The organism is Escherichia marmotae (assembly GCF_002900365.1).
Taxonomy (GTDB): Bacteria; Pseudomonadota; Gammaproteobacteria; order Enterobacterales; family Enterobacteriaceae; genus Escherichia; species Escherichia marmotae.
Window position 1 is genome coordinate 1,706,882 of sequence record NZ_CP025979.1, and the last position, 15,120, is coordinate 1,722,001.

General features: G+C 50.9%; 17 protein-coding genes and 1 pseudogene. 12 read left to right on the top strand and 6 right to left on the bottom strand.

Going from position 1 to position 15,120, the window contains the following annotated elements; all coding sequences use genetic code 11:
* From C1192_RS08940 to C1192_RS08980, 9 genes are read left to right on the top strand one after another with little or no spacing between them, the layout of a single operon-like run.
* A complete protein-coding gene (locus C1192_RS08940; protein ID WP_038355566.1) occupies positions 1-1,488 on the top strand; it encodes a DNA circularization protein in 1,488 nt (495 codons plus the stop codon).
* Entirely contained in the window at positions 1,481-2,620 is a 1,140-nt protein-coding gene (locus C1192_RS08945; protein WP_038355565.1) for a phage baseplate assembly protein, read from the top strand. The genes C1192_RS08940 and C1192_RS08945 overlap by 8 nt, the downstream gene beginning before the upstream one ends.
* Positions 2,608-3,201: a phage baseplate assembly protein V gene (locus C1192_RS08950; protein ID WP_038355564.1), complete on the top strand. Its 594-nt coding sequence runs from the start codon at positions 2,608-2,610 to the stop codon at positions 3,199-3,201. The genes C1192_RS08945 and C1192_RS08950 overlap by 13 nt, the downstream gene beginning before the upstream one ends.
* On the top strand, positions 3,198-3,635 hold the full coding sequence (locus C1192_RS08955; protein WP_000130548.1) for a phage GP46 family protein: 438 nt from the start codon (positions 3,198-3,200) through the stop codon (positions 3,633-3,635). Before C1192_RS08950 ends, C1192_RS08955 begins: the two co-directional genes overlap by 4 nt.
* Positions 3,636-4,718: a baseplate J/gp47 family protein gene (locus tag C1192_RS08960; protein WP_021564714.1), complete on the top strand. Its 1,083-nt coding sequence runs from the start codon at positions 3,636-3,638 to the stop codon at positions 4,716-4,718.
* Entirely contained in the window at positions 4,709-5,251 is a 543-nt protein-coding gene (locus C1192_RS08965) for a putative phage tail protein (RefSeq protein WP_000301698.1), read from the top strand. Before C1192_RS08960 ends, C1192_RS08965 begins: the two co-directional genes overlap by 10 nt.
* Positions 5,251-6,777: a phage tail protein gene (locus C1192_RS08970; protein WP_103194791.1), complete on the top strand. Its 1,527-nt coding sequence runs from the start codon at positions 5,251-5,253 to the stop codon at positions 6,775-6,777. The genes C1192_RS08965 and C1192_RS08970 overlap by 1 nt, the downstream gene beginning before the upstream one ends.
* Position 6,778: 1 nt before the next feature.
* Positions 6,779-7,312 (top strand): tail fiber assembly protein, encoded by a 534-nt coding sequence (locus tag C1192_RS08975; protein WP_038354873.1) that lies wholly within the window; start codon positions 6,779-6,781, stop codon positions 7,310-7,312.
* A 58-nt stretch (positions 7,313-7,370) separates the two neighbouring features.
* Positions 7,371-8,579 (top strand): IS256-like element IS1414 family transposase, encoded by a 1,209-nt coding sequence (locus C1192_RS08980; RefSeq protein WP_103194764.1) that lies wholly within the window; start codon positions 7,371-7,373, stop codon positions 8,577-8,579.
* A gap of 77 nt (positions 8,580-8,656) precedes the next feature.
* Here C1192_RS08980 and C1192_RS08985 read toward each other — a convergent pair whose 3' ends face one another.
* Together C1192_RS08985 and C1192_RS08990 are read right to left on the bottom strand one after the other, a co-directional pair.
* Positions 8,657-9,190 (bottom strand): tail fiber assembly protein, encoded by a 534-nt coding sequence (locus C1192_RS08985; protein ID WP_000972169.1) that lies wholly within the window; start codon positions 9,188-9,190, stop codon positions 8,657-8,659.
* 2 nt (positions 9,191-9,192) lie between these two features.
* Positions 9,193-10,146, bottom strand: a pseudogene (locus C1192_RS08990) (tail fiber protein); the annotation flags it as partial.
* A 65-nt stretch (positions 10,147-10,211) separates the two neighbouring features.
* On the opposite strand from C1192_RS08990, the gene C1192_RS08995 reads away from it, so the two are divergent.
* The 3 genes from C1192_RS08995 (at position 10,212) to mom (ending at position 11,722) form a co-directional block, all read left to right on the top strand.
* Positions 10,212-10,805 carry a recombinase family protein gene (locus tag C1192_RS08995; RefSeq protein ID WP_000905066.1) on the top strand — a complete coding sequence of 198 codons (594 nt, stop codon included), beginning with the start codon at positions 10,212-10,214 and terminating at the stop codon, positions 10,803-10,805.
* Positions 10,806-10,887: 82 nt separating this feature from the next.
* A complete protein-coding gene (locus C1192_RS09000) occupies positions 10,888-11,076 on the top strand; it encodes a Com family DNA-binding transcriptional regulator (RefSeq protein WP_001300256.1) in 189 nt (62 codons plus the stop codon).
* A complete protein-coding gene (mom, locus tag C1192_RS09005; RefSeq protein WP_370567129.1) occupies positions 10,997-11,722 on the top strand; it encodes a tRNA(Gly)-dependent adenine aminoacyltransferase Mom in 726 nt (241 codons plus the stop codon). The genes C1192_RS09000 and mom overlap by 80 nt, the downstream gene beginning before the upstream one ends.
* Here the strand turns inward: mom and C1192_RS09010 are convergent.
* From C1192_RS09010 to C1192_RS09025, 4 genes are read right to left on the bottom strand one after another with little or no spacing between them, the layout of a single operon-like run.
* Positions 11,704-12,345: an aromatic amino acid lyase gene (locus C1192_RS09010; RefSeq protein WP_173405933.1), complete on the bottom strand. Its 642-nt coding sequence runs from the start codon at positions 12,343-12,345 to the stop codon at positions 11,704-11,706. The genes mom and C1192_RS09010 overlap by 19 nt on opposite strands.
* 60 nt (positions 12,346-12,405) lie before the next feature.
* On the bottom strand, positions 12,406-13,344 hold the full coding sequence (gene hutG, locus C1192_RS09015) for a formimidoylglutamase (protein ID WP_038355807.1): 939 nt from the start codon (positions 13,342-13,344) through the stop codon (positions 12,406-12,408).
* On the bottom strand, positions 13,344-14,555 hold the full coding sequence (hutI, locus tag C1192_RS09020) for an imidazolonepropionase (protein WP_038355808.1): 1,212 nt from the start codon (positions 14,553-14,555) through the stop codon (positions 13,344-13,346). Before hutI ends, hutG begins: the two co-directional genes overlap by 1 nt.
* Positions 14,552-15,118 carry a HutD/Ves family protein gene (locus tag C1192_RS09025; RefSeq protein ID WP_256734163.1) on the bottom strand — a complete coding sequence of 189 codons (567 nt, stop codon included), beginning with the start codon at positions 15,116-15,118 and terminating at the stop codon, positions 14,552-14,554. The genes hutI and C1192_RS09025 overlap by 4 nt, the downstream gene beginning before the upstream one ends.
* Positions 15,119-15,120 lie beyond the last annotated feature (2 nt).

A 15,120-nucleotide genomic window follows, 5' to 3' on the forward strand; every position in this document is an offset into this window, starting at 1 on the left:
ATGTTTGAAGATGCTTTAAATGCCGTTAATGCTGTCCGGGATAAAACCGGTGGAGGCAGGAAAACAACCGGCAAAGGCACGTTCCGTAACGTGCCGTTTCTCGTCATCGAGGAGCAAAAACAGGCTGGCGGACGTCGCCTGGTTAAACGCGAGTACCCGTTACGTGATACCGGCGGCGTCAATGACCTGGGGAAAAAGCTTCGCTCCCGTACATTCAGCGCCTGCATTCTGAACAGCAACGCAGAAACAGCCAGAGATGAAGCGGGTGCGCTGATGGATGCTCTTGATGCTCCGGGTAGCGGTGAGCTGGTACATCCTGATTTCGGCACTGTGGACGTCATGGTGGATTCATGGGAATGCCGCACTAAAGCGGATGAACTGAATTATTACGCGTTCACCGTTACCGTTTATCCGTCGTTGCAGGATACTGCCCCGGACGCAGAGACAGACACCAGTGCAGCCGTACCGGCACAGGCCGTTGCTGTAACCGGTTCTCTGGGAGATACGCTGTCCTCTGTCTGGCAAACCGTAAAAGATGGCACTGCGGCGGCAACCGCCGTGATGGAAGCTGTAACCGGTGTCATCGATGATATCAGTGATGCGGTGGACAATCTGGGGGTTACGCAGACTGTCAGCGGTCTGATGGGATCGCTTTCTGCGATGAAAGGCTCTGTGACCAGCCTGATTAACCAGCCTGCCATGCTGGCCTCCTCGCTGATGGGGGCGCTGTCCGGCGTTTCATCGTTATGCGATACCCGGACAGCATTTTCCACATGGAACCGTCTGGCGCAGCGATTCGAACGTCGCCATGCCGCCACCGCAGGCAGACAGGGGACAATCACAACCTCGTACAACAGTCCGGTTGCAGAAAAAAATATTGCCACACTGAACTACGTCATGCTGGCAGCGGCGCAGACATACCGGGCAGAAGCTGCCAGCCAGGCACTGACTGCGGCACTGGATTTCAGTCGCCGGATGGATAATGCCGCCCGTGCACCTGTACTGGATGCCCCGTCCACCACAACCGGCACAGCCAGCGGGGCCAGCAGCACATCTGCTACCGTCACACAGGGACAGTTACAGTTAACTGCCATAACCCCGGACGGCGGCTTTTCACAGGTATCCTTTTCAGACAGTGGTACAGCCACGCCCCCGGTATTTGAAAGTGTGTCCGATATCGGAAAAACAGCCGCCATGCTGGGGGCTGCACTGGATACCGTCATTCTGACGGCATCTGAGCAGGGCTTTTCGACAGACAGCGTTCAGCTTACGCAACTGCGTCTGCTGGTTGTTGCCGACCTGGAAAAACGCGGGCTGCAACTGGCGGGCAGTGAAACGCACCGCCTGCCGGAGACGATGCCTGCAATGGTGGCCCTGTACCGTTACACAGGAAACAGCCGGAACTGGCAACGGCTGGCCCGCAGGAACGGTATCAGCAACCCGTTGTTTGTTCCCGGTGGCGTCAGTATTGAGGTGATTAATGAGTAATACCGTCACGCTGCGAACGGATGGCAGGCTTTTTACCGGCTGGACGTCAGTCTCTGTCACCCACTCTATTGAATCCGTAGCCGGATATTTTGAGCTGGGGGTGAACGTGCCACCGGGCACGGATTTATCCGGGCTGGCACCGGGGAAGAAGTTCACGCTCGAAATCGAGGGGCAGATTGTCTGCACCGGTTATATCGATTCACGGCGACGCCAGATGACCGCTGACAGTATGAAAATCACTGTCGCCGGACGTGACAAAACGGCTGACCTGATTGACTGTGCTGCCGTTTACAGTGGCGGACAGTGGAAAAACCGCACACTGGAGCAGATTGCGCGTGACCTGTGCGCCCCTTATGGCGTTACTGTTCGCTGGGAGCTTTCCGATAAGGAAAGTTCGGCAGTTTTTCCCGGCTTCACGCTGGACCATTCAGAAACCGTTTATGAGGCGCTGGTGCGTGCCTCCCGCGCACGCGGTGTACTGATGACCAGCAATGCAGCAGGAGAGCTGGTATTCAGCCGGGCTGCCAGCACAGCCACTGATGAGCTGGTTCTCGGAGAAAATCTGCTGACACTGGATTTTGAGGAAGACTTCCGCGACCGGTTCAGCGAATACACCGTCAAGGGGTATGCCCGCGCAAACGGTGCTGAGGGTGATGATATTGATGCTAAAAGTATCGTCTCCCGGAAAGGGACCGCCACTGACAGTGATGTGACCCGTTACAGACCGATGATCATCATTGCTGACAGCAAGATTACGGCGAAGGATGCACAGGCCCGCGCCCTGCGTGAGCAACGCCGCAGACTGGCAAAATCCATCACCTTTGAGGCAGAAATTGACGGATGGACTCGCAAGGACGGGCAACTCTGGATGCCGAACCTGCTGGTCACTATTGATGCCTCGAAATATGCCATCAAAACCACGGAATTACTGGTCAGCAAAGTCACCCTGATACTGAATGACCTGGACGGGCTGAAAACCCGCGTCAGCCTTGCACCACGCGAAGGCTTTCTAGTGCCGGTTGAAAGCGACCGTAAAAACAGGAAAGGCGGCGACAGTAACGGCGGTATTGATGCGCTGGTTGAAGATTATTATCGCAGACACCCGGAGAAAACGCCGCCGTGGAAAGAGTAAATGATTCCGCCCTGAACCGCCTGCTGACGCCGCTGATGCGTCGTGTGCGCCTGATGCTTGCGCGTGCCGTTGTTAACGTGATTAACGACGGGCGAAAAGTTCAGAACCTGCAGGTCGGTCTACTGGATGATGAGGAATCCGATGAAGTGGAGCGCCTGCAAAATTACGGACATTTCAGCGTTCCCCTGCCGGGCGCAGAGGCGCTGATTGCCTGTGTAGGCGCACAACGTGATCAGGGGATTGCTGTTGTGGTGGAAGACCGCCGCTACCGCCCGACAAATCTTGAATCGGGTGATGCAGGCATTTACCACCATGAGGGGCATCGTATCAGGCTGACAAAGGACGGACGCTGCATCATTACCTGTAAAACGGTCGAGGTTTACGCTGATGAAAGTATGACCGTTGACACACCCAGAACCACGTTTACCGGCGACGTTGAGATCCAGAAAGGTCTGGGCGTTAAAGGTAAAAGCCAGTTCGACAGCAATATTACTGCCCCGGATGCCATCATCAATGGCAAATCGACGGATAAGCATATCCACCATGGCGACAGCGGCGGAACCACGGGGCCAATGCAATGACCGATTTAGCCATTATCTGGACGAACGGACGCGGCGATATTGCACAGGATGGCATTGATATGCTGACTGACGACAGCCTGACAACCGATGTGACAATCTCCCTGTTTACAGACCGGCGCGCGCTGGATTCTGACACGCTGCCGGATGGTTCAGATGATCGCCGTGGATGGTGGGGTGACAGTTACCGCGACCGCCCCATCGGTTCGCGGTTGTGGCTGTTATCACGTGAAAAAGCCACACCGGATACGCTGGAACGCGCCAGAGGGTATGCCGAAGAGGCGCTGGAATGGCTGAAAACAGCGGGCCGGGTAAGTGCGATTAACGTCAGAGCGGAACAGTTACATCAGGGCTGGTTATACCTCTACATTGCACTGACATTACCGGATGGTTCCGTTATTCCTTATGAGTTTAAAGCAGCATTTAACGGGGTTTAAATGGCTTATTCACCACCGACATTATCATCGCTGATTGCCCGTACAGAACAGAATATTGAACAGCGCCTGCCGGGTAGCTGGCCTCAGGCCCGTGAAAAAACGCTGAGTGCCATTGCTTATGCTCAGGCGGGCCTTGCTGCCGGTTGTCACGAGCATATTTCATGGGTTGGACGGCAGATTATCCCGTCGACAGCTGATGAAGATGAGTTGCTGGAGCACTGCCGGTTCTGGGGGGTGCGCCGCAAACAGGCGACAGCCGCCAGCGGCCCGCTGACTGTCACCACATCGGCAGCGACCACCATTCCTGCCGGTACACGCTGGCAGCGTGCTGATGGTGTGGTTTACAGCCTGGCTGATGCCATTGTGATTGACCAGGCAGGAACGACGGAAATTACCGTTACCGCACTGGCTGCCGGTGAGGCAGGAAATACCGGTGAGAATACCCTTTTAACGTTGATCACCCCGGTTGCCTGTGTTGTTTCCGATGCCATCACTGTAAAAGGGTTTTCCGGTGGGGCTGATATTGAGAGTGCAGCGGAGCTGCTGTCACGGCTGGAATATCGTGTCCAGTACCCTCCGTTCGGCGGTAATCAGTTTGATTACGTTCGCTGGGCACGTGAAGTCAGCGGCGTTACCCGTGCCTGGTGTTTTCCGACATGGAAAGGCGGTGGCACAGTCGGGGTGACGTTTGTTATGGATAACCGGAGCAATATTTTTCCACAACCGGCAGACGTGGAACGCGTGGCGGATTATATCGCCGGTCATACTGACCCGATCACCGGTCTGATTGTCGGACAGCCTGACGGTGTAAATGTCACTGTATTTGCGCCAAAGGCAAAGCCGGTAAATCCACGGATTTATATATCACCGAAGACAGCCGAACTGAAACAGGCTATTACCCACGCCATTAATACCATGTTTTTTAATGAGGTGACGCCGGGCGGCGCACTTGCCCCCTCCCGTATTATCCGTGCGGTGGCAGGTGTTACCGGTCTGGATGATTTTGAAGTGCGTTTCCCGACAGAGATCCAGCGTTCGGAGAATACGGAACTGTTAACACCGGGGACAATTGAATGGCTGTAACACCATATCAGACGGCCTTTCTGCAATTACTGCCGTCAGGGCTTGCCTGGAATAAAAGCCCCGACAGCAAATTATCTGCGCTGGCGCAGGCCATCAGCGACGTGATTGCCACTGCGGCGGATGATGCGCGGCAAATGCTGCGGGAGCGTTTCCCGTCCACATCCCGCTGGTATCTGGGGGAGTGGGAATCATTTCTGGGGTTGCCGGACTGTACCAGCGAAAACGGCACCCTGTCAGAACGCCAGCGGGCTGCCGCAAATAAAATGCGTATGACCGGCAATCTGAGTAGGCGCTTTTATGAATGGCTGGCTGCGCAGTACGGTTTTACCGTCAGGCTGACGGATTCCACAGAAGGCCAGTGGGTTACGCAGGTCAATATTTACGGTATTAAAAATTATCGCAACGCAACGGTGCTGGATAATGTTCTGACGCCGTTACGTGTTTATGAATCGGGTGCGCTGGAATGTTTACTGGAGAAATATAAACCCGCACATCAGATTTATAAATTTGTTTACCATGACGGAGATAACTAATGTTTTATATTGATAACGACAGCGGCGTAACCGTCATGCCGCCCGTATCCGCCCAGCGTAGTGCTATCGTTCGCTGGTTTTCAGAAGGTGATGGGAATAATGTTATCACATGGCCCGGCATGGACTGGTTTAATATTGTGCAGGCGGAGTTATTAAACACGCTGGAAGAAGCCGGTATTCAACCGGATAAAACAAAATTAAACCAGCTTGCACTGTCCATTAAAGCCATTATGAGCAATAACGCGCTGCTGATAAAAAATAACCTCAGCGAAATTAAAACTGCCGGGGCATCAGCACAGCGTACAGCACGTGAAAATCTGGATATCTATGATGCCAGCCTGAACAAAAAAGGACTCGTTCAGCTAACCAGTGCCACTGACAGCCCCAGTGAAACGCTGGCAGCCACCGCAAAAGCGGTGAAAATTGCGATGGATAATGCCAATGCCCGTCTGGCAAAAGACCGGAACGGAGCAGATATTCCCAATAAGCCGCTGTTTATCCAAAACCTTGGTTTACAGGAAACGGTAAACAAGGCTGGTAACGCCGTTCAAAAGACAGGCGATACCTTGTCCGGCGGACTTACTTTTGAAAACGACTCAATCCTTGCCTGGATTCGGAATACTGACTGGGCAAAGATTGGATTTAAAAATGATGCCGACAGCGACACTGATTCATACATGTGGTTTGAAACAGGCGACAACGGCAATGAATATTTCAAATGGAGAAGCAAACAAAGCACCACAACAAAAGACCTGATGAATCTTAAATGGGATGCTTTGTATGTTCTTGTCAATGCCATTGTAAATGGCGAAGTCATATCAAAATCAGCAAACGGCCTACGTATTGCTTATGGTAATTACGGATTCTTTATTCGTAATGATGGTTCAAATACATACTTCATGTTGACAAACTCCGGTGACAACATGGGCACTTATAACGGATTAAGGCCATTATGGATTAATAACGCTACTGGCGCTGTTTCGATGGGGCGTGGCCTTAATGTTTCAGGGGAGACACTTTCAGACCGTTTTGCTATTAACAGCAGTAATGGTATGTGGATTCAGATGCGCGATAACAACGCTATCTTTGGGAAAAATATAGTTAACACTGATAGCGCTCAGGCGTTGCTTCGCCAGAATCACGCCGACCGAAAGTTCATGATAGGTGGACTGGGAAATAAGCAATTTGGCATCTACATGATTAATAACTCAAGGACAGCCAATGGTACCGATGGTCAGGCGTACATGGATAATAACGGGAACTGGCTTTGCGGTGCGCAAGTTATTCCCGGCAACTATGGCAATTTTGACTCCAGATATGTGAAAGATGTTCGACTTGGTTCACAGCAATATTATGGAGTGAACAACTGGCAAACATGGAATTTCCAGTGCCCGTCAGGTCATGTATTGTCTGGTATTAATGTTCAGGATACAGGGTCCAACTCTGCCGATAATATAGCGGGCGTTTATTACAGACCCGTTCAAAAGTATATAAATGGCACCTGGTATAATGTAGCGAGCGTTTAATATGATGCACTTAAAGAACATAAAAGCGGGTAACGCTAAAACACTGGAGCAGTATGAGTTAACAAAGAAGCACGGAGTCATCTGGCTTTACTCTGAGGACGAAAAAAACTGGTATGAGGAAGTGAAAAACTTTCAGCCAGACACAATAAAGATTGTTTACGATGAAAATAATATTATTGTCGCCATCACCAAAGATGCATCCACGCTTAACCCTGAAGGTTTTAGCGTCGTTGAGGTTCCCGATATAACGGCCAATCGTCGGGCCGATGATTCCGGTAAGTGGATGTTTAAGGACGGAGCTGTGGTTAAACGGATTTATACGGCAGACGAACAGCAACAACAGGCCGAATCACAAAAGGCCGCGTTACTTTCCGAAGCAGAAAGCATTATTCAGCCACTGGAACGCGCTGTCAGGCTGAATATGGCGACGGATGAGGAACGTACACGACTGGAAGCCTGGGAACGCTACAGCGTTCTGGTCAGCCGCGTGGATACGGCAAAGCCAGAATGGCCACAAAAACGAGCCTGTACATAGATTTGTGTAATTGCCTGATTTTGATATGTTCAATCCAGCATCAAATGAAGGTTAATTTATGGACGAAAAACAGTTACAGGCTCTGGCTAACGAACTGGCCAAAAACCTCAAAACCCCTGAAGACCTCAGTCAGTTTGATCGGCTGCTGAAAAAGCTCAGCGTTGAAGCCGCTCTCAATGCAGAGATGACACACCATCCTGGGTATGAGAAAAATCAGTCCAGACCAGGAGCTAACTCCCGCAACGGTTTTTCCACAAAGACCGTTATCACAGGCGACGGTCCACTGGAACTGCGTACTCCGCGCGATCGTGACGGTACCTTCGAACCACAACTGGTAAAGAAAAATCAGACCCGTATTACCGGGATGGATAACCAGATCCTCTCGTTGTATGCCAAAGGGATGACCACCCGTGAGATAGCTGCTGCGTTCAAAGAACTGTATGACGCAGATGTTTCACCGGCACTGATATCAAAGGTTACCGATGCCGTGATGGAGCAGGTTGTAGAATGGCAAAACCGACCACTGGATGCTGTTTACCCCATTGTTTATCTTGACTGTATCGTCCTGAAAGTTCGGCAGGACAGTCGCGTCATCAACAAATCGGTGTTCCTGGCACTGGGCATCAATATCGAAGGTCAGAAAGAACTGCTGGGTATGTGGCTGGCCGAAAATGAAGGGGCGAAGTTCTGGCTCAATGTGCTGACTGAACTGAAAAACCGCGGTCTGAACGATATCCTCATCGCCTGTGTGGATGGCCTGAAAGGCTTCCCGGATGCCATCAACACAGTATATCCGAAGGCCCGCATCCAGTTATGCATCGTGCATATGGTGCGCAACAGCCTGCGCTTCGTGTCATGGAAGGACTACAAAGCCGTCACTCGCGACCTGAAAGCGATTTATCAGGCTCCCACGGAAGAGGCAGGCCAGCAGGCACTGGAAGCGTTCGCTGCGGCCTGGGACTGTCGCTATCCTCAGATAAGCCGAAGCTGGCAGGCTAACTGGCCGAATCTTGCCACGTTCTTCGCTTATCCAACGGACATCCGCAAAGTGATCTATACGACGAATGCCATCGAGTCGCTAAACAGCGTGATCCGCCATGCGCTCAAAAAGCGTAAAGTGTTCCCGACAGACGACTCGGTGAAAAAAGTGGTGTGGCTGGCAATCCAGTCTGCGTCCCAGAAATGGACGATGCCGTTGAAGGACTGGCGAATGGCAATGAGCCGCTTTATTATCGAGTTCGGTGACCGCCTGGACGGTCACTTCTGAGAAAAGGCATTTACACAGAATCTTAAACAGGCTCACAAAAACCAGAGTAAAATTAAGGCCCGATAGCGGGCCTTCTCTCATTCTGGTTGTTCGGGAAACGTTACTGGCAGGCTGGAGGTGTCTGTAGATTCGACTTTCTGCGCATAGAGCATCCACTCGGTTAATTTTTGTTTATTCTCGTCTGAAATGATACCCAGCCGTAGCTGTGAGTCCCATAGCTGGGTTTTATCCCTGACAAGTTGCAACAGGCTTTGCTTTTCATTCTCTGCCTGCTGCCTCTGTTCCTCCTCGGTATAAGTTCGCTTTATCACTACGCCATCTTTGAACATCCATTTACCCGAAATATCAGCCCGGCGATTTGCTGTAATATCAGGAACCTCAACGACGCTTGCGCCTTCTGGATTAATTGCTGAAACATCCTTTTCAATACAAATAATAACGTCGTTGTGGTCATAGACCATTTTCAACGTATCAGGCTGAAAGTTCTTTTGTTCCTCATACCAGTTTTTCCCATCCTCTGTATAAAGCCATTTGATGTTAAATTGTTTCGTTAGCTGGTATTGCTCTTTTGTTTTAGGGTTGCCAGCAGTAATATTTTTTAAGTGCATCATAATTAAATACTCCCCGCGTTATACCACGTTCCATTAATGCAATACTGAATTGGCCTTGCCTGAGTTGTATCAATTAATTCATCACGGTTTCCGTTAACTGAACCCGTAACGACATAACCTGACCTGTCAGACCAGCCGGGACCATTCCATGTCTGAACAGATGACAGACCGCCAAGGCGAATACCTGTAATAAACCTTGAGTTACATTCTGCCTGCGTATATGCACCAACATCTCCCGCAGAGGGTTTGCGGGTTGTGGTGTAAAACTCTGACCAGTCAGCTTCAAAGCCATAACCATCACGCGCTGAACGATAAAAGATTCCGCCATTTCTGTAATTCACGCGGAACTGTACAGCAGGGCAGCTCCCCGTATTCATATTGAAATGCAGAATTAACGTTGATGCGCCGGTGATGCTGGCGCAATAAACCCCGCTGTTCCAGTTCCAGCCAACAGCTTTATCATTTCCGACAGTGCTTCCTGTTTGCCCTAAAGCAAATGCAGGCTGCTGGTTTTTCGTGTTGTAGTCTCGTCGCCAGCCAGGAGCATAAGCATCACCATGATTAATATAGGTGAATTGAGCGTTAGTAATTCCGCTACCGCTGGAAGTGCTCGGGGTGGTTACACGGATGGTCATGGCTCCTTTATTACCCATAACCTCAATAACGCAACCTGCAAGATGAATAGTTCCACAGCCAGTATCGGTAATAATTTTATTATTGCCGTATGACCATGAACATTTGCACATCCAGTATGGGTGATTGAATGCCCCTTGAGAATCCAGCCATTCAATCAATTGTGCCGTCGTCCAGTTTCCTGCACCTGTGCTAATAGCACCATGAAAAGAGCGGCAAGCACCTATTGTTTGCGTAAATTTATCTTTGTTTGGAATATCTGCGCCATTCTGGTTTTTCTGCAACGCACCAGAAGCCTGATTTACCGTTTCCTGTAAACCAAGGTTTTAGATAATGGCTGTTTCCGGCCTGCATGGCATGATTTGCGCTTTTAAACGGGAGATCCAGAGTGCTGATTGGCTATGTAAGGGTATCAACAAATGACCAGAATACAGACCTGCAACGAAACGCTCTTGTTTGTGCAGGATGTGAACAGATATTTGAAGATAAATTAAGCGGAACAAGGACAGACAGACCTGGATTAAAGCGCGCTTTAAAGCGTCTTCAAAAAGGTGACACACTGGTTGTCTGGAAACTGGATCGCCTCGGGCGAAGCATGAAACATCTGATTTCTCTCGTCGGAGAACTACGGGAGCGAGGGATTAATTTTCGCAGCCTTACTGACAGTATTGATACGTCATCCCCAATGGGGCGTTTTTTCTTCCACGTTATGGGTGCCCTGGCTGAAATGGAACGAGAACTAATCATCGAGCGAACGATGGCAGGACTTGCTGCCGCCAGAAATAAAGGCCGTATTGGTGGGCGACCACCTAAACTAACCAAAGCGGAATGGGAGCAGGCCGGGCGTTTATTAGCACAAGGAATCCCCCGCAAGCAGGTTGCATTGATCTACGATGTGGCCCTGTCAACTCTGTATAAAAAACACCCCGCGAAACGAACGCATATAGAAAACGACGATCGAATCAATCAAATCGATCGGTAATACAGATCGATTATGTCTCAATAACCACACTCAACCCATGATGTTTTTTAAGATAGTGGCGAATTGATGCAAAGGAGGTGAGATGAAATCAATTCGCTGTAAAAACTGCAACAAACTGTTATTTAAGGCGGATTCCTTTGATCACATTGAAATCAGGTGTCCGCGTTGCAAACGTCACATCATAATGCTGAATGCCTGCGAGCATCCCACGGAGAAACATTGTGGGAAAAGAGAAAAAATCACGCATTCTGACGAAACCGTGCGTTATTGAGTATGAAGGCCAGATTGTTGGCTATGGTTCAAAGGAGCTGCGCGTTGAAACCATATCCTGCTGGCTGGCCCGCACAATTATTCAGACAAAGCACTATTCCCGCCGTTTTGTGAATAACTCTTACCTCCACCTGGGAGTATTCAGCGGACGCGATCTGGTTGGCGTTCTCCAGTGGGGATATGCCCTTAACCCCAACTCAGGTCGTCGTGTCGTGCTTGAAACGGATAACCGGGGCTATATGGAGTTGAACCGCATGTGGCTACACGACGACATGCCCCGCAACTCTGAATCACGGGCCATCAGTTATGCACTGAAAACCATAAGGTTACTGTATCCGTCAGTGGAGTGGGTTCAGTCTTTTGCAGACGAACGCTGCGGACGTGCTGGCGTTGTGTATCAGGCGTCAAATTTTGATTTTATTGGCAGCCATGAAAGCACGTTCTACGAGCTGGATGGTGAGTGGTATCACGAGATAACGATGAACGCGATTAAACGCGGTGGACAACGAGGCGTGTATTTACGGGCTAATAAAGAGCGTGCCGTGGTGCACAAATTTAATCAGTATCGCTACATCAGGTTCCTGAACAAGCGAGCAAGGAAGCGACTAAATACCAAGCTATTCAAGGTTCAGACATACCCTAAGTGATCCCCATGTAATGAATAAAAAGCAGTAATTAATACTGCTGTTTCATTTGAAGCGCGAAAGCTAAAGTTTTCGCATTTATCGTGAAACGCTTTCGCGTTTTTCGTGCGCCGCTTCACCGGAATTAAAGGTGTAACGCCGCGATTAATAAATTCAACATACAGTTCGGCAATATAAGGCTGCGCTCCGGTTTGCCCATGCAGCATGGTATTTAAACGTAATACCATTGAGAGACGAGCAAGATAATCCGGTAACATTGAGCCGACGCCTGCAGAATGGGCGCGCAGCGCGGCAGCATTAAATTTTTTCGACGCGTCAATCACCTCTGGCGTTAAATTTCCTTTGGCATCAAATATGGGCTGATCTTTATTTAGCCCCACGCCCACGGTTAAACCGTAAACGGGTGTTCCAGAATGCGCGGCGGTCATCACCAAATCATAACTTTTTTCCATTCGATCCATGGCTTTCGGCGCGATTTTGACGTCGTTATCACCTAACGCAATTGACCAGGCCTGGTCAATAGAGAGATGTTCGCCATCCAGCGTAATGGTTGATTTTGCCATCGCGATGGAGCAAACGCTCCAGAGCACAACGGTGACAGTGACTCTTCGTATCAATCCTTTCATTGTGTTTCCTTATCATGATGAGTTTAACAACGGGTTACTGCGACAACGTCTTAATTTGTCTTATCTTTTCCCCCGCCGAACAATGCTGGTCACCAGGCGAGCGGCAACTTTCGCAGTCAAATTATCGCGATCCAGTTCCGGGTTAAGTTCGGCAATATCCGCAGCAATCAACTTCTCGCTACCGGCGATTAAATTCACAATGGCTTCAGTAATATTTAACGGCACGCCTAACGGTGATGGCGCAGAAACGCCGGGAGCCTGATACCCCGGTAGGACATCGAGACAAATCGTTAAATAAATAGCGTCACACGCCTGAATATCTGCCGAGAGCGCATTAATAACCTCATGCAAATCGCTTTCAAATTGCAGAGATTCGTCCAGCCAATAACGCACGCCGAGGCTATCAGCGCGATCAAATAACGCCTGAGTATTGGCAAAACGGCTTATTCCCAGCACGCGATAACTAAATGGTTTGCCATGCTGCGTGTTCCACTCCTGCATCTGGCGAAATGGCGTACCTGAATTGGCCTTTTCAGCCATCCGTAAATCAAAATGCGCGTCAAGGTTGATAATCAGCAGTCGCTGGATATCAGGGCGCGACTGCATAATCCCCTGAAATGTTCCCCACGCCACTTCATGACCACCGCCCAGAACCAGCGGAAAACTGTTACGCGCAATGACCGTGGCAACGTTTGTCGCCAGACAGTTTTGTGCGGATTCCAGCGCCTGTTCCTCACTTTGCACATCGCCCATATCAAAAATAGCGTCTTCATTGAGCACCGGCATATTGCCCAATATGCTGCGTAATGCACCCGGCCCACCTGCTGCGCCCGTTCGCCCACCGTTACGTTGTACGCCGTCATCAACGGCAAAACCTATCAGCGTACAGCCTCCAAGGCTTTGTTCACTAAACGGTTGCACATGCTGATGCCAGCGAGTGCTGACGCCGGTTTCCTGCGAGTCAACACGCCCACTCCACGGCAAAAATGTTTGCTTCATTACCAACTCCTTTTTCCACCGACAATCAGCCCCTGACAAGGCTGGTGCCCAAACCAATAGGCCAGTTCACGTGGATGATTTAGATCCCAGACCGCCATATCCGCCCGTAACCCCGGCGCAAGTTCCCCCCGATCAATAAGTCCAAGTGCCTTTGCCGCATTACGCGTAACGCCCTGAACGGCTTCCAGCGGTGTCATGCGGAACAGCGTACAGGCCATATTGATCATCAATGGCAATGACATATTAGGAGACGTTCCGGGGTTATGGTCCGTGGAGATGGCAATTGGCACGCCCGCTGCCCGCAAAGCGGCAATCGGCGGCAGATGGGTTTCGCGCAGGAAGTAATAGGCCCCGGGGAGCAGAACCGCCACCGTTCCGGCCGCTTTCATGGCAACGATCCCCGACTCGCTCAGGTATTCCAGATGATCGCAGGAGAGTGCAGAAAACGCCGCCGCCAGCGCAGCGCCTTGCTGGTCAGAAAGCTGTTCGGCATGCAGTTTTACAGGCAATCCATAGTGTTGCGCTTTACTGAAAACGCGCCGTACCTGGTCTGGGCTAAAGGCGATGTTTTCACAAAAAGCGTCAACCGCATCAATCAGCCCCTGTCCATGCAGGACGCCCATCCAGTCGCAAAGCGCCGTAATGTAATCATCACTGCGCCCGGCAAACTCTGGCGGCAAGCTGTGCGCCCCAAGAAACGTAGACTGAATACGTAATCCTGTAGATTCCTGTAAGCGGCGGATAACACGCAAACAGCGCGCTTCATCTTCCAGCGTCAAGCCATAACCGGATTTTATTTCCAGCGTACTGACGCCTTCACGCAACCAGTTTTGTAGTCGCTGCGCCGCCAGTTCAAACAGTTGTGTTTCGCTGGCCGCCCGCGTGGCATTGACGGTAGATAAGATCCCGCCGCCCGCTCTGGCGATATCTTCATAAGCCACGCCTTGCAGCCGCATCTCAAACTCATTCGCCCGCTGGCCGCCATACACCAGATGCGTATGGCAATCCACCAGACCGGGTGTCAGCAACTTACCCTGCAGGTCGTGTTCCTCTGTAATGTCAGCCGTCAGTTCGCGAGGGATCTGCGTGGCCTTGCCAAGCCAAACAATAGTGTCGCCACGGCTGATTAATGCACCATTTTCAATCACTCCCCAATCGTTAGCGGAAAGTATCGCCAGCGTGGTATTTCGCCAGAGCGTTAATGCACTCATAAGGATTTTTCCCCTCGTAGATAATAAAGCCACCAGCCCGCCAGCTCACCGACAGAGACTTTTTTCCGTGGTTCGAAACGCCAGGGCTTGCCATCAGGCTGAGCCAGCCATAACAGCGTATTCGTAGCTACAAACGTCCTCTTCTCGCCGCTTATCCACTCCCCGTCACACAACGTGAACAGCCCCGCTTGCGCGAGTGACGGAGGGAGCCAGTCAACAGCACTTTGCACCCGCAACATCCCCACATCAGCTTCCCGCGCCATGACATTGAGATCGCGAACAGTCCCGCCCAGCAACTGGCAATCCGGCATCGCTTCACCTGGGAAAATTAAGGCGGGATCGTGACGTTGCAGGTTGATGATCGAATCGACAAACGTCAGTTTCACCCCTTCCCCATCGAGGATCGCGAGACCACGTACCACGCCTGGCCACGCCGAAAAAGGACCGTCCTGGCTGACATTGGCCATACTGATGCGTAACAGCCAATTTTCATCATCAGGCCAGGCATGCAGTTGTCGCGTAAAACCCCCGCCGTTGCGCCACGGTTGCAAGGGCTTATCCATTG

Coding starts and splice junctions, on each gene's coding strand:
- C1192_RS08940 (WP_038355566.1), top strand. CDS start 1: ATGTTTGAAGATGCTTTAAATGCCGTTAATGCTGTCCGGGATAAAACC.
- C1192_RS08945 (WP_038355565.1), top strand. CDS start 1,481: ATGAGTAATACCGTCACGCTGCGAACGGATGGCAGGCTTTTTACCGGC.
- C1192_RS08955 (WP_000130548.1), top strand. CDS start 3,198: ATGACCGATTTAGCCATTATCTGGACGAACGGACGCGGCGATATTGCA.
- C1192_RS08960 (WP_021564714.1), top strand. CDS start 3,636: ATGGCTTATTCACCACCGACATTATCATCGCTGATTGCCCGTACAGAA.
- C1192_RS08965 (WP_000301698.1), top strand. CDS start 4,709: ATGGCTGTAACACCATATCAGACGGCCTTTCTGCAATTACTGCCGTCA.
- C1192_RS08970 (WP_103194791.1), top strand. CDS start 5,251: ATGTTTTATATTGATAACGACAGCGGCGTAACCGTCATGCCGCCCGTA.
- C1192_RS08975 (WP_038354873.1), top strand. CDS start 6,779: ATGATGCACTTAAAGAACATAAAAGCGGGTAACGCTAAAACACTGGAG.
- C1192_RS08980 (WP_103194764.1), top strand. CDS start 7,371: ATGGACGAAAAACAGTTACAGGCTCTGGCTAACGAACTGGCCAAAAAC.
- C1192_RS08985 (WP_000972169.1), bottom strand. CDS start 9,190: ATGATGCACTTAAAAAATATTACTGCTGGCAACCCTAAAACAAAAGAG.
- C1192_RS09000 (WP_001300256.1), top strand. CDS start 10,888: ATGAAATCAATTCGCTGTAAAAACTGCAACAAACTGTTATTTAAGGCG.
- mom (WP_370567129.1), top strand. CDS start 10,997: ATGCCTGCGAGCATCCCACGGAGAAACATTGTGGGAAAAGAGAAAAAA.
- C1192_RS09010 (WP_173405933.1), bottom strand. CDS start 12,345: ATGAAAGGATTGATACGAAGAGTCACTGTCACCGTTGTGCTCTGGAGC.
- hutG (WP_038355807.1), bottom strand. CDS start 13,344: ATGAAGCAAACATTTTTGCCGTGGAGTGGGCGTGTTGACTCGCAGGAA.
- hutI (WP_038355808.1), bottom strand. CDS start 14,555: ATGAGTGCATTAACGCTCTGGCGAAATACCACGCTGGCGATACTTTCC.
- C1192_RS09025 (WP_256734163.1), bottom strand. CDS start 15,118: ATGGATAAGCCCTTGCAACCGTGGCGCAACGGCGGGGGTTTTACGCGA.